At 63.9% G+C, this 21,385-nt stretch carries 17 protein-coding genes; 4 read left to right on the top strand and 13 right to left on the bottom strand.

Annotated elements, in window-relative coordinates; translation table 11 throughout:
• Nucleotides 1–25 precede the first annotated feature (25 nt).
• The 4 genes from ACIBG0_RS33480 to ACIBG0_RS33465 all read left to right on the top strand — a co-directional run bounded on the left by ACIBG0_RS33480 (nt 26) and on the right by ACIBG0_RS33465 (nt 5,527).
• On the top strand, nt 26–1,183 hold the full coding sequence (locus tag ACIBG0_RS33480; protein ID WP_397038105.1) for an acetyl-CoA C-acetyltransferase: 1,158 nt from the start codon (nt 26–28) through the stop codon (nt 1,181–1,183).
• 126 nt (nt 1,184–1,309) lie between these two features.
• Nucleotides 1,310–2,974, top strand: coding sequence for an acyl-CoA synthetase (locus tag ACIBG0_RS33475; protein ID WP_397038104.1), 1,665 nt, complete (start codon nt 1,310–1,312; stop codon nt 2,972–2,974).
• 536 nt (nt 2,975–3,510) lie between these two features.
• A complete protein-coding gene (locus tag ACIBG0_RS33470; protein ID WP_397038103.1) occupies nt 3,511–4,551 on the top strand; it encodes an alpha/beta fold hydrolase in 1,041 nt (346 codons plus the stop codon).
• Nucleotides 4,552–4,594: 43 nt separating this feature from the next.
• Nucleotides 4,595–5,527: an alpha/beta fold hydrolase gene (locus ACIBG0_RS33465; RefSeq protein ID WP_397038102.1), complete on the top strand. Its 933-nt coding sequence runs from the start codon at nt 4,595–4,597 to the stop codon at nt 5,525–5,527.
• A gap of 320 nt (nt 5,528–5,847) precedes the next feature.
• On the opposite strand, the gene ACIBG0_RS33460 is transcribed toward ACIBG0_RS33465, so the two are convergent.
• From ACIBG0_RS33460 to ACIBG0_RS33400, 13 genes are all read right to left on the bottom strand, one after another.
• Nucleotides 5,848–7,335, bottom strand: coding sequence for an MFS transporter (locus ACIBG0_RS33460; RefSeq protein ID WP_397038100.1), 1,488 nt, complete (start codon nt 7,333–7,335; stop codon nt 5,848–5,850).
• A gap of 403 nt (nt 7,336–7,738) precedes the next feature.
• A complete protein-coding gene (locus ACIBG0_RS33455) occupies nt 7,739–8,140 on the bottom strand; it encodes a MerR family transcriptional regulator (protein ID WP_397038098.1) in 402 nt (133 codons plus the stop codon).
• 1 nt (nt 8,141) lies between these two features.
• A complete protein-coding gene (locus ACIBG0_RS33450) occupies nt 8,142–9,662 on the bottom strand; it encodes a SulP family inorganic anion transporter (protein WP_397038096.1) in 1,521 nt (506 codons plus the stop codon).
• Between the two features lie 270 nt (nt 9,663–9,932).
• Nucleotides 9,933–11,048: a site-specific integrase gene (locus tag ACIBG0_RS33445; RefSeq protein ID WP_397038094.1), complete on the bottom strand. Its 1,116-nt coding sequence runs from the start codon at nt 11,046–11,048 to the stop codon at nt 9,933–9,935.
• Nucleotides 11,005–11,457: a hypothetical protein gene (locus tag ACIBG0_RS33440; protein WP_397038092.1), complete on the bottom strand. Its 453-nt coding sequence runs from the start codon at nt 11,455–11,457 to the stop codon at nt 11,005–11,007. Before ACIBG0_RS33440 ends, ACIBG0_RS33445 begins: the two co-directional genes overlap by 44 nt.
• 63 nt (nt 11,458–11,520) lie before the next feature.
• Complete coding sequence (locus tag ACIBG0_RS33435; RefSeq protein ID WP_397038090.1) at nt 11,521–11,667, bottom strand: hypothetical protein; 147 nt, start codon at nt 11,665–11,667, stop codon at nt 11,521–11,523.
• The gene (locus tag ACIBG0_RS33430; protein ID WP_397038088.1) at nt 11,622–12,263 is read right to left on the bottom strand and encodes a hypothetical protein; all 642 of its coding nucleotides are present in this window, start codon (nt 12,261–12,263) and stop codon (nt 11,622–11,624) included. Before ACIBG0_RS33430 ends, ACIBG0_RS33435 begins: the two co-directional genes overlap by 46 nt.
• Before the next feature lie 205 nt (nt 12,264–12,468).
• Nucleotides 12,469–13,080 (bottom strand): tyrosine-type recombinase/integrase, encoded by a 612-nt coding sequence (locus tag ACIBG0_RS33425; protein ID WP_397038086.1) that lies wholly within the window; start codon nt 13,078–13,080, stop codon nt 12,469–12,471.
• A gap of 676 nt (nt 13,081–13,756) precedes the next feature.
• Nucleotides 13,757–17,014: a protein kinase gene (locus ACIBG0_RS33420; RefSeq protein ID WP_397038085.1), complete on the bottom strand. Its 3,258-nt coding sequence runs from the start codon at nt 17,012–17,014 to the stop codon at nt 13,757–13,759.
• 272 nt (nt 17,015–17,286) lie between these two features.
• A complete protein-coding gene (locus tag ACIBG0_RS33415; protein ID WP_397038083.1) occupies nt 17,287–18,270 on the bottom strand; it encodes an LLM class F420-dependent oxidoreductase in 984 nt (327 codons plus the stop codon).
• A 133-nt stretch (nt 18,271–18,403) separates the two neighbouring features.
• Nucleotides 18,404–19,651, bottom strand: coding sequence for an NAD(P)/FAD-dependent oxidoreductase (locus ACIBG0_RS33410; protein WP_397038081.1), 1,248 nt, complete (start codon nt 19,649–19,651; stop codon nt 18,404–18,406).
• 18 nt (nt 19,652–19,669) lie between these two features.
• On the bottom strand, nt 19,670–19,990 hold the full coding sequence (locus tag ACIBG0_RS33405) for a 2Fe-2S iron-sulfur cluster-binding protein (protein WP_397038079.1): 321 nt from the start codon (nt 19,988–19,990) through the stop codon (nt 19,670–19,672).
• Between the two features lie 55 nt (nt 19,991–20,045).
• On the bottom strand, nt 20,046–20,909 hold the full coding sequence (locus tag ACIBG0_RS33400) for an SDR family NAD(P)-dependent oxidoreductase (RefSeq protein WP_397038077.1): 864 nt from the start codon (nt 20,907–20,909) through the stop codon (nt 20,046–20,048).
• Nucleotides 20,910–21,385: the final 476 nt, after the last annotated feature.

The raw sequence follows: 21,385 nt of genomic DNA, 5'->3' as shown, positions 1-21,385 counted from the left end.
TGCACAACTATTACGGAGGTTACTCGTGCCAGAGGCATACATCGTCGATGCTGTCCGAACAGCGGTCGGCGTCGGCAAAATCACCGGCGGCTTTGCCGCCGTTCATCCGGCCGATCTGGGCGCACACCCGATTCGCGCCCTCATCGAGCACAATAACGTCGACCCGGCCGTGATCGACGATGTCATCTATGGCTGCCTCGACACCATCGGCGCACAAGCAGGAAACATCGCACGCACCTGCGCCATGGTCGCAGGACTGCCGCAGACGGTGCCGGGGGTGACCATCGACCGGCAGTGTGGATCCTCGCAGCAGGCAGTGCATTTCGCCGCCCAGGCGATCATGAGCGGTACGGCGGACATGATCATCGCGGGCGGCGTGCAGAAGATGAGCCAGTACCCGATCGGGTCGTCCTACTCCGCGGGCGAACCCTATGGGGCGACCGATCCGTGGAGCAGTTCGCCGGGCTGGGTCAAGCGTTTCGGCCCCGGTGAGGTCTCCCAGTTCGCCAGTGCCGAACGCATTGCCTCCGACTGGGGTTTTTCCCGGCTGGACATGGAGGAATTCGCACTGCTCAGCCACCAGCGGGCGGTTCTCGCGCAGCAACGGGGCTACTTCGATCGCGAGATCAGCCCATTTGTGGGCATCACCGCGGATGAAGGTCCGCGCCCGAACTCGACCCTGGAGAAGATGGCAGGCCTGCGGACCTTGCGCCCGCAGGGACGGATCACCGCGGCGGTCTCCAGCCAGATCTCCGATGGCGCCTCGGCCGTGCTGGTCGCCTCGGAGCATGCCGTCAAAACCCACAGTCTGACCCCGCGGGCACGCATCCACCACCTCTCGGTGCTCGGCGACGACGCGGTCAACATTCTCACCGCTCCCCTGCCAGCCACCGAAAATGCCTTGCGCCGTGCGGGAATGACGATCTCCGACATCGACCTCTATGAGGTGAACGAGGCCTTCGCAAGCGTACCGATGGCGTGGCTGAAACACGTCGGTGCAGACCCTGACAAGCTCAACGTCAACGGCGGCGCCATCGCACTCGGACACCCCCTCGGCGCCTCCGGCACACGATTGATGATCACCCTCCTGCACGAACTCGAACGCACCGGCGGCCGCTACGGGCTACAGACCATGTGCGAGGGCGGCGGACTGGCCAACGTCACCATAATCGAACGCCTGTAGCGGCAGTTTTCCTCTCTGGAAGTACAGTTTCGCTCCTGGTTTGACCCACGTGGGGCACCATTTTAATATAGTGTGCACTCAATATATTCGAGCGAACCTCGAAGCGAGTGAAGGGGAGATCACGCCATGGTGCGAACCGCCATTGACGAGCTGCTGGCCGAGCGGTCGATGACTGCCGACGACTACTGGGCGGCGGTGGAGAATCGCCTGGACCGTCCGATCGAGGACGGCTTCAACTCGGCGCACGAGGCCTGTGACCGATGGGCTCGTGACCGCGCGCGGCTTGCCATGATCGTTCGGCATCCTGACGGCAGCGGCGAACGCTGGACTTTCGCCGACCTGGCCGAAGCATCTCGACGGCTGGCCAATGCACTCCGGGAAGCCGGACTGAAGCGCGGAGACCGGTTGGCAGGGCTGCTGAACCAAGGCGTCGAGGCGTATATCTGCGCACTGGCCGCGTGGCGGTCCGGCATGGTCTATATGCCATTGTTCGTCGGTTTCGGCCGAGACGCCTTGGCGCAGCGGCTGAATGGCGGCGAACCGGCTGCCGTCGTGGTCGACCACCGCCATAGGGACACATTCGAGGCCGCTCGCGTGTCGCTCACCTGCGATCCGGTCGTGTACACCGTCGCGGGTCCCAAAGGGCGCGGGCCCAGGCCCGGTGATCGCAGCTTGTGGGCTGAAATCGATCGATACTCGGATGATCACGAAATGGTCGAAACGTTGGTTTCGGATCCGGCGACCCTCATCTATACGAGCGGCACGACTGGTGCTCCGAAAGGCTGCATTCAGCCGCACGGCATGCTTCTGACGCTGATCCCGTTCGTGCGTCACACGTTTGCGCTGCAACCGCACGACATGCTGTTTACGGGCGCAACTCCCGGCTGGGCGTACGGCCTGTACACGACGGGTTTCGCGGTCATGGCGCAGGGATCGCCACGAGTCGTATATACCGGCGACTTCGATCCTGCCGTCTGGCTGAGCATCTTGAACGAAGAACGTGTGACCTACATGGCCGCCGCACCCAGCGCGTACCGGCAACTCGTCAAAGCCGCTCAGCGGCACGGCCTACCCTGCCAGCTGCGCGGAGCAACCAGCGCCGGCGAGCCTCTCGAGGCTCCGCTTGTGGAGGCCTGGCGCGCTTTGGCCCGACAGAGCGGTCGAGACGTAGGCGATATTCAAGACGGCTATGGCCAGAGCGAGGCTGCGATGGTCCTGGCCAACCTGGCATATCCCGATGAACCGGTCATACCGGGCGCCCTGGCGTCAACTGTCCCAGGCTTCGAGGTCGGACTCGTCGACGAGGACGGCAACGAGCAATCCGAACAGGGGATAATCGCGCTGCGCAAACCCCGGTATCTCGGCAGTATCGGGTATCGCAACGCACAACAGAAGTGGGATGCGCGCTGGCGCGGCGATTGGTTCCTCACCGGTGACGTGGCACGACGCGACGACAAGGGCCGCTATTGGTTCGTCGGCCGCGACGATGACCTGATCGTCACCTCCGGTTACAACGTCGGACCGACCGAGGTGGAGAACATCATCCTCGCCCGACCTGGGGTCGCCGACGCTGCCGTGGTTGCCGCGCCGGACCAATTACGAGGTGCCGTGGTGCGCGCCGTCGTTGTCGCCGACGGAACGGTTCCACAGACAACCCTGACACGCGACATCCAGGCCGCGGTGAAGGAGGGGCTCGGCAGACACGCGTATCCGCGCATTGTCGATTTCGTCGAAACGCTACCTCGCACCGAGACCGGGAAGATCCGGCGTAACGTCCTCAGATCTGTGTAGAGCGAAAACCAATAATCCTCTCCTGAACACAACGTCGTGTGCTGCAACACTTTTGGACCATCCCAATAACTCGGAGACCGAAATATGAATACGCCGTTGCATGGGCACACGACCGCACAAACCCCGCACCAGGAACCAGGAACGGCTGCTCCCGTCAGCCAAACGGTCGCACTCCCGCGTCGGCGACCGGAGCCACCGGCATGGCGGCAGGCGTTCAACCAGGTGGAAGTCGTTGTCGGGCGGCCCTTGGAGTCGGTGACCAATTCGCCCGACGCCGCGGCAATCCTCATCGTGACCGATCGAATTGCGCGCACAATATTTCAGCAAGTAGATGCGCTCGCATCGTGGGGTATACATCAGCTGCATCTGCCGTCCCAGCGCGACGTGCGGATGCTTCAGAGTCAATTGAGCGCAATTCAACGTCAGCTCAGTGATGTCCAAGCGGAGCTATACGAAGCTCGTAGCCGTGGCGACAAGGCGGGCCGATGATTTCCGAGCTTCTTGGCGCAGAGCCTCTCGAGTCGATGAGAATCGAAATGGACCGCACGCGAGCGCGTGCGCTGAACGCGCTCAAAATCGTAGCTGGCGTCAATCCGACGCGCATCGGGACAACTCCGAAAGAACTCGTCTGGTCCAGGGGTAAGGTCCGGGTCTGGCGCTATCAGTCCGAGAAACTACGGTTTCGCGAGCCAGTGGTGTTGTTCATCGGACTCATGTCCCGCCCTTACATTTTCGATCTGCGCCCGGGCAACTCCTTCGTCGAACGGTTGTTGGACGCAGGATTCGACGTCTACCTCATCGATTGGGGGATTCCCGACGCAGCCGAGGGAAACCACACCCTCGATACCTATGTCGACGACTACCTCGCACCGGCACTCGAAGCGATCCACCAGTCATCCGATGGCACCGAACTCAGCATTCTCGGGTACTGCATGGGAGCGACGCTGGCTCTGCTGCTGTTGGGCAGCCGACACGCCGCAGTCGCGAATCTGATCTCCGTCACCGCACCGGTCGACTTCACCCACGTGCCGGAGCCGTTGCGATCGATCGCCGAGGGAAGCCTCGCCCCTGACGACCTGATCGACGAGCCGACCGGAACGGTACCGGCCGATGTATTCAAGGCCTTCTTCAGACTGCGTCGACCGACCGCGAGAATCGTGCAGTACGTGGACCTTTGGGACAACTTGTGGCGCCACGACTACGTCGAGGGTCACCGTGCCATGTCCCAGTGGGCCTGGGACCACATCCCCGTCGCGGCGGCGGCGTTCCGTCAGATGATCGACGACTACATGCGCCCCAACGCGTTGGTGAACGGGACGGCACGCATTTCGGGCCGACCGGTCCGGCTCGACCAGATCACCATTCCGCTCCTGCATGTCGTTGCCGAGTTGGACGATTTCGTTCCCCCGGCATGCTCGGACACCTTGCTCGATTTGATCGGTAGCGCAGACATCGAGCAAGCACGAGTGCCCGCCGGGCATGCGGGCCTCCTCGTTGGCAGGCAAGGAGCAAAGGTCAGCATTCCCGCGATCATCGACTGGCTGAAGCGACACTCAGCCCACAAGGAGTTCTCATGACCACGGCAATCGGAGCGCTCGAACGCGCTGTCCCGGAACCAAAATGACGTCACAAATCAACGTGTGCGGACTCCACGTTGCTGTGGACGTACGCGGTTCCGGCCAGCCAGTGTTACTTATCAACGGGCTCGGCGGAACCCTCGGATTGTGGCAGGCGCTTCATCCCGATCTGACGGATTTCGAGGTCATCAGCTTCGACGCGCCCGGGGTCGGACGATCGACGACGCCACGCAACGTGTATTCGATGTCGGACCTCGCACAATTCGTAACTCGCCTGCTCGACACCCTCGGCTACGACACCGTCGACGTCGTCGGCCACTCGTTCGGCGGCGCGCTCGCACAACAATTGGCGCACCAGGCACCCGAGCGGATCCGGCGCATAGCGCTCGTCACGACAACATGTGGTTGGGGCGGGGTGCCAGGCACACTCCCGAGCGCTCTTATGGCGCTGACACCCTTCCGACTGTGGTCCAAACGCATGTACACAGCCACCGTCCCCCTGCTCGCCGGAAGACACAACGCCGAAGCCGACCTCTTGCGCGCATTCGCCGCCGAGCGATTGCGCGCTCGACCGTCGATTCGCGGTTACTCCAACCAGCTTCTCGCGGGCTGGACTTGGACAAGTCTGCCCTGGCTGGCCAGTATCGAGCACCCCGTCCTAGTCGTGGCAGCAAGCAACGACCGACTGCTCCCCCTCGCCAACAGTCAGATTCTCGCCACCAACCTGCCGAACGCACGCATATTCGTGTTCGAGGGCGGCCATTACCTTCTACTCAATCAAGAATCGGGGGCCGGCGCAGCCATCGCCGATTTCATCCGCTCAGCGGACCTCAATGAAAGCGAGACCTGGCGCACAGCTCACGTCGTCTCGCCTGACGACTTGGACGACAGTCTCAGGTCGCGAAAACGATGGTCGCCGATCGCATTTCCGCACGCACTCTTACGGCGCCACTGGCGGAGCGCAAAGAGGTCCTGAGCAAGCCCCCGTAATGCCGTGGGCAAGTTGACTGGTCAGACTTCGACAAGTCCGAATTCGGCGCAGCCGAGAGCCGCCTTCAGCGACGAGATCCGCCGCTGCGTCGTGGAGTTCACTCGCTGCTCGGACAACTACGCGCCCGTGTATTGGCTTGTGGCGCAGGGACATTGTCGGTGAGGAGCACTGGTAGATGATGCTTTCTTCTCTGCACTACGCAAGTCGGCTGCTTGCCGTTACATGTGACGCCGATCTGATCGGCACCTCGGTCCTGTGTCGTCGGTACGCCCGATTCCTGGCGCACCGACGACATCACTGGTCGCTCAGCGGTCGTTGCGCTGCTGGGCAGGCAGCAGCAGCGCCAGCGCGAGAGCGGCGACGACGATCGCGGCGATGATGGCGACGGTGATCACAGTGCCGCTCACGGCGTCGGCGGGGTTGCTGGCGAGAGTGAAGTAGATCGTCGTGATCGCGGCGAGACCAAGAGTGCCGCCGAATTGCTGTGTGGCGGTGAGTGTTCCGGATGCGGAGCCGACCTCCTTGTCGTTGACACTGGCGAGGATGGCACGAAACAGCGGGCCGAACACCAGGCCCATCGCGACGCCGATGATCGCGTTCGGTGGGATCATCGCCCAGATCGTGGCCGTGGACCCGAGGTGATAGATCGTTGCGGCCAGCGCGCCCAATCCGATGGTCATCATGAGAAGTCCCGCGTGGATCCCTCCGCGTCCGAAACGAGCGGTGAGTTTGTTGGCCAGCACACCGGCTGCGGCGATGCCGATCGAAAGTGGGACACCTGAGGCCGCGGCGAGGATGGGTGTGAAGTGCAGATAGGTCTGGGTGTAGAGGCTGAGGATCAGTGATTGGCTTGACACAGCTCCGAAAAACACGACCACAACAGCCAATCCGCCGACGTAGGTGCGGTTGCGCAGTAGGCTGGGCTCGATGATCGGAGCCCGGTCGGTGATGCGTTCATAGAATGCGAACAACCCGAACAGCAGAACTCCTGCCACGAGCATCAGCCAGGTCCACCGCGGCCAGCCCAGTGCGCGTCCCTGCACGAGCGGGACGATGATCAGCACCGCCGCCACGCTCATCAACGCGACACCTATGAGATCCAGCCGTATCTTGTGCAGGCTCTCTTTGCGTGGCAGCAAGACCACGGCCCCGATCAGCGCAAGGATTCCGATCGGCAGATTGATGAGAAACACACTGCGCCAGCCGGTTTCCCAAAGGTCGACGTCGATCAACGCACCCGCGATGATCGGGCCACTGACCGAAGCCAGCCCCATTATCGGTGCGAACGCCGCGAACGCGGTCCCGAGTTCGCGGGGCGGGAACACCGCCTTGATGATGCCGAGCCCCTGGGGGATCAGCAGCGCGGCGAACATACCCTGAATTACGCGGAAGGTGATCAGTTCGGTAGCGGTCGAGGCGAATCCGCACGCCAACGATGCGGCGGTGAACCCGGCCAGGCCCACCAGGAACATTCGGCGGCGACCGTAGATGTCACCCAGACGACCACCGGGGATCAGCAAGACCGCATACGACAGGGTGTAACCGGTGGCCAGCCACTGCATCATCGCGGCCCCGCCGCCGATGCTTGCTCGCACCGAGGGGGCGGCCACGATAGTGACCGTCGCATCGAGTTGGTTCATCACCGACGCGCACAGCACGACCGCGAGGATCAACCAACGTTTCCGGTCAGCTGCGGGTGGTTGCAGGGTTGCGGCACTGCGAGTGCCGAGATGGGCGGGTTCAGCCTCGGGTTCCGAGGAGCCGTCACGATGAATAGAACGATATGAAGGCATGACACATCCTTGGTGCCACCCTTCGGCTACTGACTCGGCGCTGTGCGAGCCAGCTTGCTCCCGACTTTGCGGCGTACTTTCATTGGGAGCGGATAGTTTCCGCGAAGACTCTACCCCATCGATGGTTCCTCGCGAGAACCCGAACGAACGCCTGTCAGTGCTCGCGGGCGGGCGTAGCTGGGCCGTCGATGTCGAGCAGGGTGTGCTCTATGCGGCGCAGCAGTCGCTGCAGGATGTGGGCCGGGCTGGAAACCGGCATCGCCACCGGTCTGTCCGACCGCCGACGCAGCGCTGACCAGTTCAGCTCACCACTACTGCTCGGCCACCTCGCCGCCGCCAGCATCACCACCGGCTATCTCGCTGCCAGCAGACTAGCCGCAGCCGCGGCTTTTCGCACTGCTCACTACCGGCCTGGCGCGGTCGTGTGAGTGGTCAGCAGGGCGGTGAACTCCTCGGCGTAGGCGAGGTGGCGGCGTAGCCGATCGGCGCTGTCATGGGTCTTGTTGCGGCATTCGAGCAGATAGGTATCGGCGTTCGCGCGCTGTTCCGCGTTCGAGGCGGGGTTGTCGAGGATGTCGAGGCAATCGAGTAGTTGCTTCATCTCGGCGAGGGTGAAACCTAGCGGTTTCATGCGTCGGATCGTGAGCAGTCGTTCGACGTCGGTGTCTGTGTAGAGGCGGAAACCGCCCGCCGACCGCGCTGAGGGCTGAACGAGATCGACCTCATCGTAGTGGCGAATTGTCTTGAGCGACAACTCGGTTCGCTCGGCCACCTGCCCGATCTGAGCGTACTCTCCGGTAGTCATATCAATGCGCTCCGGTGAGGTGGCCCGAGAGCAGGTCGTGGCGTGCCTCGGACGCCGGGTTGAGGCCGATGATCTCCACAGTTTTGCCTTTGGCGGCGTATTTGGTGGTGATAGCGTCGAGAGCCGCGACAGTGGAGGCATCCCAGATATGGGTGTCGGTCATGTCGATCACGATATGACCGGGGTCGCCGGTGTAGTCGAATTGGTAGACCAGGTCGTTGCTGGAGGCGAAGAACAACTCGCCTCGGACCTTGTAGACCTGCGTGCCGGACTCTTGCGGTTCGTTGGTGCCAACAGATTCGGGGATCGGGGTGACCTCGGTGAAGTGGGCGACGCGATGAGCGAACGCGACCATGGCGGTGAGTACGCCCACGACCACGCCGATGGCGAGATTGCGGGTGACGACGGTGACCGCGACCGCCACAAGCATGACAGTGGTTTCCGCGATCGGCATGCGGCGCAACGTCTTCGGCGCGATGGAGTGCCAGTCCATCGTCCCGGCCGACACCATGATCATCACCGCGACCAGAGCCGCCATCGGAATCTTCGCGACAAGTCCGCCGAGACCGACGACCAGGATGAGCAGGAATACGCCCGCCAAGAAAGTGGAGATGCGGGTGCGGGCGCCGGAGACCTTCACGTTGATCATGGTCTGGCCGATCATCGCGCAACCACCCATACCGCCGAAGAACCCGGTGACGATATTCGCGAGGCCTTGGCCCCAGCCTTCGCGGGTCTTGTCGGAATGAGAGTCGGTGATGTCATCGACCAGCTTCGCCGTCATCAACGACTCCATCAACCCGACCAGTGCCATGGCCAACGCGAAAGGCGCGATGACGCGCAGGGTTTCGAAGGTCAACGGAATGTGCGGCAACAACAGCGACGGCAGGCTCGATGGCAACGCGCCCTCGTCGCCCACGTTGGGCACATCGAGGGTGAATAGCACGGTGAGCGCGGTGAGCACGACGATCGCGATCAACGGCGCGGGCACGATCGTGGTCAGTTTCGGCAGGTAGACCATGATCAGCAGCCCGGCGGCGACCATCGGATACACCAGCCACGCCACTCCGAACAGATGCGGCAGTTGCGCAGTGAAGATCAGGATCGCCAGAGCGTTGACGAATCCGACCATCACACTGCGCGGCACGAACCGCATCAGCTTCGCCACCCCGGCCACACTCAGCACGATCTGGAACACCCCGGCCAGAATCACCGTAGCGATCAGATAGTCCAGACCGTGTGTGCGCACGAGCGGCGCGATGACCAGCGCGACCGCGCCGGTGGCTGCGGAGATCATCGCGCGGCGGCCACCGGTGATAGCTATCGTCACCGCCATCGTAAACGAGGCGAACAGTCCCACTCTCGGATCGACACCGGCGATGATGGAGAACGAGATCGCCTCGGGGATCAACGCCAACGCCACCACGAGCCCGGCCAGCACCTCCACCCGCAACTGTTTCGGGCTATGCAACGCCGCCAACACCGATCCCTCGGCACTTCCCGATCGGATCATCGGCATCATCCACAATCCATGTTCGCTGATCACCGCGCACAGGCGCGCCGGTCAGCGCAGCGACACTGACCGATGAAAGGTCATGCAAGGATGCTGAGCGCGACGGGCTCGTTCCCGGCGGCCGCGCCAGGTATCCGGAGAACGTGATGGTCACCCAGGACTCAGCAACCGAAACCCTACCCTCCCGTAAGGGTAGAGTCGCAGCCTGAGGTCGGGTCGTGGTGACGCCGACCCGATGCCGGCGTCGACGGGGTCCGCGGCCAGTGATGACTGGGGCTGTTAGTCCAGCCTTGGTGACGGCGGTTCGAGGGTGAGTTCTATTGGCCTGCGGTATGCGGGGCGGGGCAGACGTTCGGTCTGCTGGCGCTTTTGTCGCAGGTAAGTCAAGGCGAGGTCGATGCCCTCGATCTCACCGCGCCACGCTTCCTGCTCGGCACGGCAGCGGCAGCGGCAGCGGCAGCGGCAGCGGCAGCGGCAGCGGCAGCGGCAGCGGCAGCGGCAGCGGCAGCGGCAGCGGCAGCGGCAGCGGCAGCGAGGAGATCCTGTTCGATCTCGTATAGGCGCGGCAGCATTTTCGGGTTGATGTGCAGCATAGGGCAGCGGATGCAGGCTTCTCGTGCTGGCAGGGCGTCCCGTACGGTCGTCCACACGAACCGAGTTCGACCTTGCGTTTGTCGAAGTGTTCCTCGAACTCCTCCCACTCCTGATCTGTCGTGGGCCGGTATTTCTCCTCGGGGCGCATGCCCCGTCGTCGCCCCATGAACTCTTGGATGGAACGGATGACGTCTTCTTCGAAGAAAAAAGGTCTCTGGCGTAGCCCTGGGTCGTCTGGAGATTGAGATGGCCGAGCAGCGCCGCGCCGATGTGGATCGGCAGGCCGTTGTTCACCAGTTCGGTGACAAATGGTCTTCGGAAGTCGTGCGGTGTGAAGTGCATTCCGGCGAAGGCGGGATTGGTCTCGGCGAGCAGTTGGCACTGCTTCTTGAGGTTGTTGAGAATCGTTGCGGTACTGGTGACGCGCCGGATCTCACCGATCTGGCGCTGCAACAGATACAGCAGCGGCGCGGTCCAGATCCGCTCGTGACTGTCATAGCGAGACAGCAGCGGGATCGTGCCTTGTGCGGTCTGGCGCAGGATGATCTTCGCTACGACGTGAAAGAGCTCGGCCGACATCGGGATGACCCGTTCCCGATCAGTCTTGGACGGGGCGATCACCAGGAGTGCGATGACCTCCCCGTTGGGCCGCTGATACTGGCGAATGCTGGTGTGGGAGAGCTCGACGAGTTCCTCGGCTCGAATCCCTGTGTGGCGCAGCACTTCCAGATGTGCCCAGTCCCAGAACGCGGCTTTCCTACTCTTCGTGGATCTTGCGGATCCGACCCGTGTCGTGGTCACGACCACGGACTACCGGGTGCGGGTCATCTTGGGTGCGGAGGTCCTGTAATTCGTCAGGTCGCGTATAGGTCCGGCCAGAGTGGGTGAAGAACTCACCCGGTGCAGTGTCGCAGGCGATCTCATACAGCGCCCGTATCGCGGCGTAGCGGGTTTCGATATGAGCGACGAGCGCAGGCAACAGCGGCTGGCGTTCCCGGATCCGGTCGGACATGCGTTCCTTGATCCGGCGCCATCGTTTGCCGAATCCTCGCAGGTCCGATGGTGGGATCGGGCACGGCACCGCCCACTGAGCCCACCGTTCAGGCTCCTCCAGCGCCCAGCTCTGGATATCCATATAGAACGCCCGCACCGGCAGCAGGATGCCTGCTCCTCCGTCGACGCGGGGAGCGCCGTCGTGGCGCAGCCGCATCAGTTCTCGCCACTGCTCATACAGCTGCGGTGGGATGTGCAGCCACCGGTGGTGAGGATCGAGTTATTCGATACGCGACCAGAATTCACCGGCGAGGCTACGGGCGAGACCGTCCCTGGTGACGTAGTCGGTGTCGCCTTGGCGGCGGATCAGATAGTCGATGATCAGCTGCCTGATCTCAGGGTCGCGAACGGCGTAGTAGTCAACCATTTCCTCCGGAGTCCGCTGCCCTTATAGATGAAACTCCGAAGCGTCGGGGGTGTGTCACGAGGGAAGTGGCCCATGCCGTGCAAGATCTCCCATGCCAGTAGACCGGCGAATCGGTTACTGCCGATGCGGGCGCCGACGACCACATCGAGCTGGCGGCACTGATCGGCGTAGTACAGCAATCCCTGCGGAGTGAGATCGGCCAACGCGATGCCCTGGGTGGTTAGCGCGCAGCACACATCGAACAACGCTCGCCACTGATGCCGGGGCGTCGCGCGTGCCTTCGCTGCCTCATCGAAGAATTTGTGCAGCAGCGGATCTCGCTGTGAGTCGCGGAAGTACTGCGGATAGTCCTTGAAGGTATTTGCGCGAAACGCCGCCAGCGACGGCGTGATGACCCGCATCAGCAGCAGTGATTTGAAACTGGTAGTGAGGTTGTAACCGTGATATTTGTCCTGAACCAGAGCGCTGACAGCCACCGTTCCGTCGTCGAGTCCGCTGGCGTCCCAGCGCTGTTGCCACGTCTCGCCGTCGAACTGGCTGAGATAGTTCAACATCTCCCGAGTGCTGCGGCGACGTTTGCCCGTCTGCCCCTCCACGGTCGATCCCAACGACGCCTCGCACGCTAGGGCCACGAGAGTCTCGATCGAGGTTCGCCTCTGGTCGCCGAATGGCGTCACCGGTGCCGACGGTGGGGAAGGTTGTGGCGCGATCGCGTCGACCGCGAACCGTGAGCGCCGGGTCGTGCGTTCGGCGTCGCCGGCTCGCAACGAGGCGGAACGGCGGTTGCGCATCGTGTAGCCCTCAGACACCGAAGACCGCCCTGATGTCCTCGGCGGCGTATCCCGCGGTGTAGATCCGGGCTGGGCGGGAGCGGCTGTAGTGCTCTTGGAGTCTGTCGAACATGTCCTCCACCCGCACGGTCGTATAGCGGCCGGTGGTTTCGATGTTCGCGTGGCGCAAGATCGACTGGACATCGGTCAGTGTCAGTTTCGGATCATTGGCCATGCGGGTTGCCGCAGTATGACGCAGGTCGTGCAATGTCCAGTTGGTGGCGAGCTTTTCGTTGGCGCGTTGCAGTGCTCGCCGCATCGCCCAGTAGCTAACTGCTCGTTTCGTACCACGGCGAGTGCGCCACAACGGATCTCCAGCGTCTGGAAGCCCGTCGGCATCGAGATAGCAGGCGAGATAACGCAGCGCTTCCGGCGACACCGGTATCGCCTGACGCAGCCAAGTGCCCTTGGACACCACATAGACTCGGCAACCAGCCCAGTCGACGTCCGCGATACCGATGGCGAGCAACTCGCCCGCTCGGGCACCACTGGAGACGTAGCACAGCAACAGTGCGCGGTCGCGGTCGCAGGTCATCGCGCCGAACAACTCATCCCACAACACATCGGTGATCGCCCGGGGCAAGGCGGCGGTGACACGCTGCCGAAGTCTGGCTCTCTTGAACTGCGGCGTGACTTCAAGCGGACTTCGATGCACCAGCGCCGGTCGACGGGACCGAGACGAAGGGACCGGATTCGTTACCGGGCCTCGGCCGCAATGGGCATGAAAAGCATAAAAGCCATAGACCGCGCTGAGCGTGTGGTTGATCGTCCGAGGCGAATAGCCCTCGGGCAGAGTGGGTTTCCCGGTGCGGCGGTTGACCATCCCGGGTGTGGTTGCGGAGTGCGGTGACCGTCGCCGTTGCGTATTGGGCGACGTCTTCAGCCAGCCGACAAGAACATCGACTTCCGATCCAGTGGCGTGGTCCCACCGGACATCAAGTGCCCACAAGATCCTGAACCACCGCAGCAGGTCGTAGCCGTAGCTTCGGCACGAGAGAGGACGTCTGTCGCTCAACGCCAGACCCCGCAAGTACTGGGTGGCGGGCTCGACCGGGTTCTTGTGCCGGTCCAGTACGAGGTAGGGCGGGAACCTCGCGTCGACTTGGAGGACTTCTCCGATCCGATCGGGTGCGACTTGACCCTCCATCAGCTGCCTTCGCAAATCCTGCACGCACCAACCTCTTTCGGTCGCCGACCATGGACGGTCGGGCTAAGTGCAGTTAACAGAAGGCAATTCGACAGCAGCCTGACGAATGAGCTCAGGACGATCGAGAATTCCGCCGCTCGGCGTCTTCCGCGATCCAAGCCGCGATCTGGGTGCGGGAGGTGAGGCCGAGCTTGGTGAGGATATGTTCCACGTGGCCCTCTGCGGTGCGTTGCGAGATAACCAGTTTGGCGGCGATCTGCTTATTGGTGAACCCTTGGGCGATGAGATCTGCGACCTGCCGCTCTCGCCTGGTGAGAGGTGCCCGCGGACGCGACGCGTGTGTTGTCTCGGTGGGTTGCTCGCCGAGCGCGTAAGACACGGCTTCGTCCAGGCCCATCATTTGGCCGCGCCGAAAGGCCGAATCGAACCCGCGTGCCCCGAGGGCAGACCGGGCCAGACGCACACTTTCATCGTGATATTGCGGCATTGGGAAGATGCTCTTGGGGTTCCCGAGGGAGCGCCATAGCCCCTGCGCGGCTCCCAGCAGAACCGCCGCGCGCTCGGCGTCACCGCCGTCGCTAACCATCCAGGCCAGCGACTCGAGACTCAACGCGGCGAGAACCGGACTGTGTAGTCGCCGGTTGACTCGCAATGCATTCTCGACCAGCTTGATAGCCCGGGAACGCTCACCTTGCCGCCAGACGGCAACGCCCATGTCCCGTAAGGCGGCAGACCGGAAAAGCGACTCGCCACACGCCTCGGTAATGGAAAGCACTTGCTGGTGATACTCGATCGCCCTCTTGGTATCACCGGCCATTTCGTGCACCCAACCGAGCGCGGTCAAAATCACGATGTATAGATATCCTTCCCGATTCGAGCTGAACACCTCGACGGCACGTTCGAGGGAGGCGGAAGCCGTAGCAAGCTCACCGCGATAGAACTCCACGGTGGCGGCGCCGTAGGCGATCAGCGCCTCGTTCATCGGGGTAGGGGCCTGTTCGGCAAGCACGCGCCCCTGTTCCAGAAGGGTGGCAGCCGTCTCCAAGTCGCCGTGCATCGCCGCCATGACACAGCCGACGTAAAGCGCTTTGACACGGTCGGGGGCGGATTGCCGGGCAGGATGGTGCAGGACCCGTTCGATCCACGATCGGGCTTCGCCGTACATGCCTCGGAAGTTCCAGAACATGAAGAGTGCAGCGGTGGTCCGTAGCCCGCCTGCCGCCGCCTGCTCGGTATCCTCGGCCAGGCAGTATTCGAGTGCTTCGCGCAGGTTTGGTTGTTCACGCTCGAGCCTTGCGACCCAGTACGGTTGCCTGTCACTGATCCATTCCGCCTCCGCATCCAGCGCCAGACGCTGGTACCAGTCGCGGTGCCGCCGACCCAAGTCGGCGTATTCGCCGATCTCTCGCAGCTTCCGCCGGCCGTATTCGCGCAGCGTCTCCAGCATTCGGAACCGCACCACACCGTCGGACTCGAACCGGATCAGGATCGACTTGTCCACTAGCGAGGACAACACATCGAGTGGAGTGTTCGGGGCAAGGTCCGTACCGCAGACATCTTCGGCGGCGTCGATTTCGAAGCCGCCGACGAACACCGACAACCGAGCCCACAGCCGCTGCTCGGCAGGGGTGCACAGCTGGTAGCTCCAGTCGACACACCACCGCAGGGTCTGCTGCCGCGTCGGCGCGGTACGGCTGGCGCGAGTCAGCAGCGCGTACCGGTCGTCGAGGCGCTGCAGGATCTGTTCGGGCGACATCGTGCGCATACGCGCCGCGGCGAGCTCGATCGCCAGCGGCAATCCGTCCAGCCGGGTACAGATCCGGACCACGGCGGCCTTGTTATCCTCCGTCAACTCAAAACCCGGCACCACCGCGCTCGAGCGGTCAGCGAACAACGTCACTGCGTCGTAGCGGGGCAGTCCCCGCAAGGACGGCTCTTGATCCGGATCCGGCAGGGGTAGCGGCGACACCCGCAGCACCGCCTCTCCCGGAATATCCAGCGGTTCGCGGCTGGTAGCCAGGATCCGCAGGTTCGGACAGGCCTGCAACCAGGTCTCGACCAGCCCAGCCACCGCCGCCGCCAGCTGCTCGCAGTTGTCCAACACCAGCAGCGACTCCCGGCCGGACAGGAACTCGATCACTACCTCCTGCAACGGCCGCGCCGACTCATCGCGCAAACCCAATGCAGCCGCCACTACCGCGACCAGCAGCGCAGGGTCGGACACATCGGCCAGCTCGACCAGCCACATTCCGTCGGCGAACTCCCGGCGCACCGTGGATGCGGCCCGCAGCGCAAGCCGCGTCTTGCCGACACCTCCGATCCCGGTCAACGTCACCAGCCGCACCGAGGCCAGTAAGTTCTTCACCTCCGTCACCTCGGTGCGGCGGTCGACAAAGCTGGTCAACTCGAGCGGCAAAGTGCCAGCGCTGCGGCGATCCGACGGCGGCGCCGCAGGGGGTCGCCACCCACGCCCAGGCGGCTTCCGATCTCGACGACGCAGGCTCGGGTCGGCCTGCAGAGCCATCTCCTCGACCGCAAAGCCGTGGCGGCGCTGTGCCTGACGGATGGCCTCCCCGAGCGCCGCAGCCGACGGCCGCTGCTGCGGATCCCGGCTCATCGCCGTCGCCACCACCGCGGACACGTCCTCGGCCATGCCGATGTCCCGCAGGTCCGGCACCGGTTGTGTCGTGATCCGCAGGAACTGGGTCACCACGTTCTCCCCGCTGCGCCGCTCGAATGCCGCATGGCCGGTCAGCGCACAAAACATGGTGGCGCCCAACCCATAGACATCCGTGGCTGGTGTGGGAGCTTCCCCCTCGAGCACCTCGGGAGCGGTGAACGCTGGCGAACCGGTCAAGATGCCCGAAGCTGTATGGAACCCCCCGGAGATCCGCGCGATACCGAAATCGGTCAATGCCGGTTCGCCGTAGTCGGTCAGCAGAATGTTTGCCGGCTTCACATCGCGATGCACAATGCCCAACCGATGCGCGCTCTCCAGCGCCCCGGCGATCTTCACCCCGATCCATAACACGGCCTCGGTAGACAGCGGACCCTGCTCGCGGATCTGTGTATCCAAAGCGCCCAGCGGGTGATATGGCATCACTAGAAAAGGGCGCCCCTTCCCAGTGGTACCGACGTGCAGCATGGTGACGATATTCGGATGTCCGGTCAGCCTGCCCATCGCTTGCTGCTCCCGGAAAAAGCGCGCCCGATTCTCAGCGTCCAGCTCGGCGGTCAAGATCTTCACCGCCACCGTTCGGTCCAGCTCCGTCTCCGTGCACCGGAATACCACACCGAAACCGCCCCGCCCGATCTCCTCGGCGTCGGCAAACCCGGCCGCGCTCAAGTCCTCCGTGACCGGCTCGGACACGTCACGGACTGTCCGAAAAGGATCATCCTCGGCCATCGGCTGTGTACCATCCGCTGGCACGTCCCCGGCACCGGGCAACGCGCGTTAACTCCTCGTTATTAGGAGCATATCCCAATGAATATCGGCGGCTGAGGTATTCGGAAGCCCTGGGTCGACGGCGAGAAGCCCTTCCGATCCCTCACATCTCCGCGACCATTGCAGCGGAAGAATCACCGCAACACGCCTGATGCCGCCGCCGCAGCGTGCCGACGAACGGAGCTGATGGAAGCCGATCAGCAACCCTCGGTGTAGGCCCGTCCGATTTCCGCAATGGATGCGGTGGAAGAGGGTGCTTCTCCGGCGGGCGGCATGATCGCGAGGATCGGTGTAGTGACGCCAGCTTCGACGTAATCCCTTATACGAGTACTGATTTGAGCGGGAGTGCCGTAAAGGAATAGTTCGTCTATGAGCTTGTCGGGAATCGCGGCCAGCGCGGCCGCGCGGTCACCGGCCTGCCATGCCCGCCACATCGGCTCCAACTGTTCGCCCCGGCCCAGCCAGCGGTGAAATTCCGCATATACCGGCACGTTCAGGTAGGCCGCGATGGCCCGCCGGGCGGTCGCACGCACCGCGGTCAGATCTCGACTGGGAATGACGAAAAGCCGCGCCACGATGTCTGCTTGCGGGTTGGCCTCGAGAACGTAGGGGACAACCTGGTGGACGTCGACGGGAGATAGCCAGTTGACAATCGCTCCGTCTCCGACTGTTCCCGCGAGGCGCAGCATGCCCGGCCGCAGCGCGGCAATCATGATCTTGGGCTGCCGACGCGGTGTCCGGTCGAGCCGAAACCCGTTGACGCTGAAGCTGTCACAGACCATGTCGACCCGCTCGCCGGACAGGGCGCGGCGTACGAAGGTCGCCACATCGCGCACCCGCTGATAGGGCGCGCGAAAACTCAGCCCGTTCCACTTCGCGACGATCACGTCGGAACTGGTGCCGATGCCCAGTACCACTTCCCCTTCGGCAACGTCGGCCAAGGCCGCGGCCGACATCGCCATCAGCGCGGGACTGCGGGTGTACGCGGGAACGATCGCCGTGCCGAGCCGGAACGAGGGATGGCTGACCGCGGCGGCCACGAGCGGGGTGAATCCGTCGGCACCTGATGCCTCCGCCGACCACAGATCGGTGAATCCGCCCGCTTCGATCTCATCGAGGTGCTCGCGCTGCCGTGTGAGCACTGTACTTTCGAGCGGAATCGTCAAGCCCAGTCGGCTCATAAACCCGCTCCTGCCCCGCGAGCGGGCCGAGGTGTTCCAGGTCGACCGCCCGTGCGCAGCCGACAACTCCCGGGCCCGCGTAGACCCACGCCTACGGTTGAGCGCAGTCCCCTCGGTACTCGTAATTCTCCGCTCACAGGCACTGCTTGAGTGGTGTCGCCTGGTCCCGCAGCCGATCGCTCGAGACACGGGCACGTGTGGCGACCAACTTCTTGGCGACCATGAAGTCTCGGGGCCCGTTGATCACGTCAGCCGCCCGAACCTCACCGCTCTCGAGGTAGAAGACCGTGAACGACCGCCCGGCGTCGGCACTCCCCCGCACCACCACCTCATCGTGGCCGGCCGAGAGCCCGACCGTCTGCAGCTTCACGTCGTACTGGTCGGACCAGAACCACGGAACCGCGTCATAGACGCGCGGGGCACCAGTCAGCACAGCAGCCACAACCCGGGCCTGCTCGGTGGCGTTCGGCACCGACTCCAGGCGGCGGAACCCACCGTGCTGGGCACAAGGGTGTCGCGTGCAGTCCCCGATGGCCAGGACACGCGGATCGGCGGTGCGGCAGTACTCGTCGACAAGAATGCCGTCGTCGACGGGCAGACCGGCCTCTTCGGCGAGCTCGGTGTTGGGGACCAGTCCGATGCCGACGACCACCAGATCCGCGGGCAGGCTCGTGCCGTCCGTGAGGGTGACTCCGGTGGCCCACCCGTCCGGTGTGTACTCGAGACCGCTGACACAGCAACCGGTCCGCACGTCGACACCCTGCTCAGTATGAACCCGCTCGTAAAATTCGCTCACCACCGCCGCGGTCACCCGTGCCAGCACCCGGGGCGCCGCCTCCAGAACGGTGACCTGCAGGCCCGCCTTACGCGCCACCGCGGCCACCTCTAGGCCGACGTAACCTCCCCCGACGACCACCAGACGGGCGCCGGGCTTGAACTGTTCGCGCATCGCGTCGATGTCGGCGAGACCCCGCAAAGTGTGGATATTCGGCGCCGACTCGGCGCCGGGCAGCGGAAGCGTGCGGGCCCGGCCCCCGGTGGCGAGCACCAGTCGGTCATACGGTACGTCCGGCCCGGTCTCGACCCGTACGTACCGATCCACACGGTCGATAGCCGTGACCCGGGTGCCGAGTCGGACGTCGAGGTCCTGCTGGACGTAGGTGGCCGGTGGTCGGATGTACAGATCCTCGACCAGCGCGGCACCGGACAAGTAGGCCTTGGATAGCGGCGGGCGCGCGTACGGGTAGGTCGGCTCCTCGGCGAGGATCGTCACCGGGCCGCAGTGCCCCGCCATCCGCAGGGACGCCGCGCACTCCGCGCCCGCCTGCCCGCCGCCCACGATCACTACCCGGTCGTCGGGATGTGGCTGCTCAATCGTCATCAGAATCGGGCCGCTCGACTACTGTGTCTTGGGAATGGTGACAACGATCCCGTCCAAGGACGCGTCGAAATGGACCTGGCAGGAAAGCCTGCTGCACTCCGTCGGTTCCTCCGCAGCCACCTCGAGCATGTCCGCCTCGTCGTCCGACTGGTCCGGGAGCAGCCCCGCCCACTGCTCGTCGACGAAGACGTGACAGGTCGCGCACGACAGCTCGCCCCCGCATTCGGCCACGATCCCCGGCACCAGGTTCGCCCGTGCCACCTGCATCACCGACTGGCCGTCAACGGCCTCGACCTCCTGCTTCGATCCGTCCGGCTGGACGAAAACGACACGACCCATGTTCACGTTCCTTACGATTTGATTCACGACAGCGGCCCACCGCGTCTTTTTGCAGCTAACGCCCGCCGACAACCGGGCAGGTACTGGCGTCACCCGAGCCGTCATGAACGTGGCCGTACGGAGCCTCGACGACGGGGAGCTGCTGAATGTCGATCATGAGGTTGCGCGCATGCTCCATTGCGAACGCCCGGCTGTGGGGGTTGGTAGCGATGACCCTGGTCCCTGCCAGCAGACCACCGAAGGCCATCGAAGCTACCTCCGCAGGCTCCTGCGCGTACGGCGTGATCGCTGCCGCGGCCTCAGGATCCGCATCGACCCAGCCTCGGACGTTCTCGGTGAGGGTCCAGCCGGGAGCGAGCAGCGAGACACCGATGCCTGCGGGACCGAGATCGCGGTGCGCGGTCATCGTCAGGCCGAGCACGGCATATTTGCTCACCGTGTAGATGCTGATCGGCTCGACGTACGGCGGGACCCCCAGCGAGTGCTCGGACCCCGTATTCAGCAGGTAGGCGGGCCGACCGGCGGCAGCGGACTTCTGCAAGGCCGAGGCGAAAGCATGGATCACGTGGAAAGCACCTTCCACGTTGACTCGTAGAACGCGGCTCGCGTCCTCCGGCGCGATTTCCTGCAGTCGGCCGAACACCCCGGTGCCCGCGTTGTTGCACACGACATTGACGCCACCGAAGCGCTCAACGGTCTCGGCTGCTGCCCGCCGGACGGCGGCCACGTCGGTGACATCCGCGATCGTCGACTCGACGGTGGCGCCTTCCTGACGCAGAGCCGCGACCGTCTCACCGGCGTCGTTGACGTCCACGATCATCACCCGGGCGCCACGCCGCACAGCCTCGCGGGTAAGGGCCAGACCGATGCCCGTAGCACCGCCGGTGACCACGACCACCGCATCTTTGAGATCCGTCACGCCTTTGCCTCTCTGTCCTGCGGATCACCCGTGACCCGCTTATCACCGCAGCCTTCAATGGACCAAGGCTTTGTATGACGGTATCCCGCACACGGTAGGCTCGTCAACTAAGAATTGGGCCCTAGCTCACATGACAGCCAGGCAATCTCGACAACTAGGCGATCGAGTCCTGCCTCACACGGCGCAGTCGCCGGGAGTGAGCGCACGACATCCCAAGTGATCAGCCTCCACTTCCAACACAAGCCGTGGACGCTGTCGATACATGCTTTGGTAGCTCAGGCACCTGGCGGCGCGGGTTCCTGTCCCGCCCCATGGCTGGGGCGGACGCGGTTCCGTCCCGCAGCGGCGCCTGGGCATGAGGACCGCGAGTCTGAGGTCCCGTCGGGAGGGTCCGGCGGCTCGGCATCGTCGCGAATTCCGAGTGCACACCCAGATCATGGCGAGTACCTCAATCACCTGCCATCGTGGTAGTCCCT

The sequence above is a fragment of the Nocardia sp. NPDC050630 genome (genome assembly GCF_044457245.1).
In the GTDB taxonomy this organism is placed as follows: Bacteria; Actinomycetota; Actinomycetes; order Mycobacteriales; family Mycobacteriaceae; genus Nocardia.
Note: the sequence above shows the minus strand (reverse complement) of the source record. Positions and strands in the feature narration are given on the sequence as shown.

Excerpts from the sequence above, each read along its gene's own strand:
- ACIBG0_RS33475 (WP_397038104.1), top strand. The coding sequence starts at position 1,310 with ATGGTGCGAACCGCCATTGACGAGCTGCTGGCCGAGCGGTCGATGACT.
- ACIBG0_RS33470 (WP_397038103.1), top strand. The coding sequence starts at position 3,511 with ATGGACCGCACGCGAGCGCGTGCGCTGAACGCGCTCAAAATCGTAGCT.
- ACIBG0_RS33465 (WP_397038102.1), top strand. The coding sequence starts at position 4,595 with ATGACGTCACAAATCAACGTGTGCGGACTCCACGTTGCTGTGGACGTA.
- ACIBG0_RS33460 (WP_397038100.1), bottom strand. The coding sequence starts at position 7,335 with ATGCCTTCATATCGTTCTATTCATCGTGACGGCTCCTCGGAACCCGAG.
- ACIBG0_RS33455 (WP_397038098.1), bottom strand. The coding sequence starts at position 8,140 with ATGACTACCGGAGAGTACGCTCAGATCGGGCAGGTGGCCGAGCGAACC.
- ACIBG0_RS33450 (WP_397038096.1), bottom strand. The coding sequence starts at position 9,662 with ATGATGCCGATGATCCGATCGGGAAGTGCCGAGGGATCGGTGTTGGCG.
- ACIBG0_RS33440 (WP_397038092.1), bottom strand. The coding sequence starts at position 11,457 with ATGCGGCTGCGCCACGACGGCGCTCCCCGCGTCGACGGAGGAGCAGGC.
- ACIBG0_RS33435 (WP_397038090.1), bottom strand. The coding sequence starts at position 11,667 with ATGGTTGACTACTACGCCGTTCGCGACCCTGAGATCAGGCAGCTGATC.
- ACIBG0_RS33415 (WP_397038083.1), bottom strand. The coding sequence starts at position 18,270 with ATGAGCCGACTGGGCTTGACGATTCCGCTCGAAAGTACAGTGCTCACA.
- ACIBG0_RS33410 (WP_397038081.1), bottom strand. The coding sequence starts at position 19,651 with ATGACGATTGAGCAGCCACATCCCGACGACCGGGTAGTGATCGTGGGC.
- ACIBG0_RS33405 (WP_397038079.1), bottom strand. The coding sequence starts at position 19,990 with ATGGGTCGTGTCGTTTTCGTCCAGCCGGACGGATCGAAGCAGGAGGTC.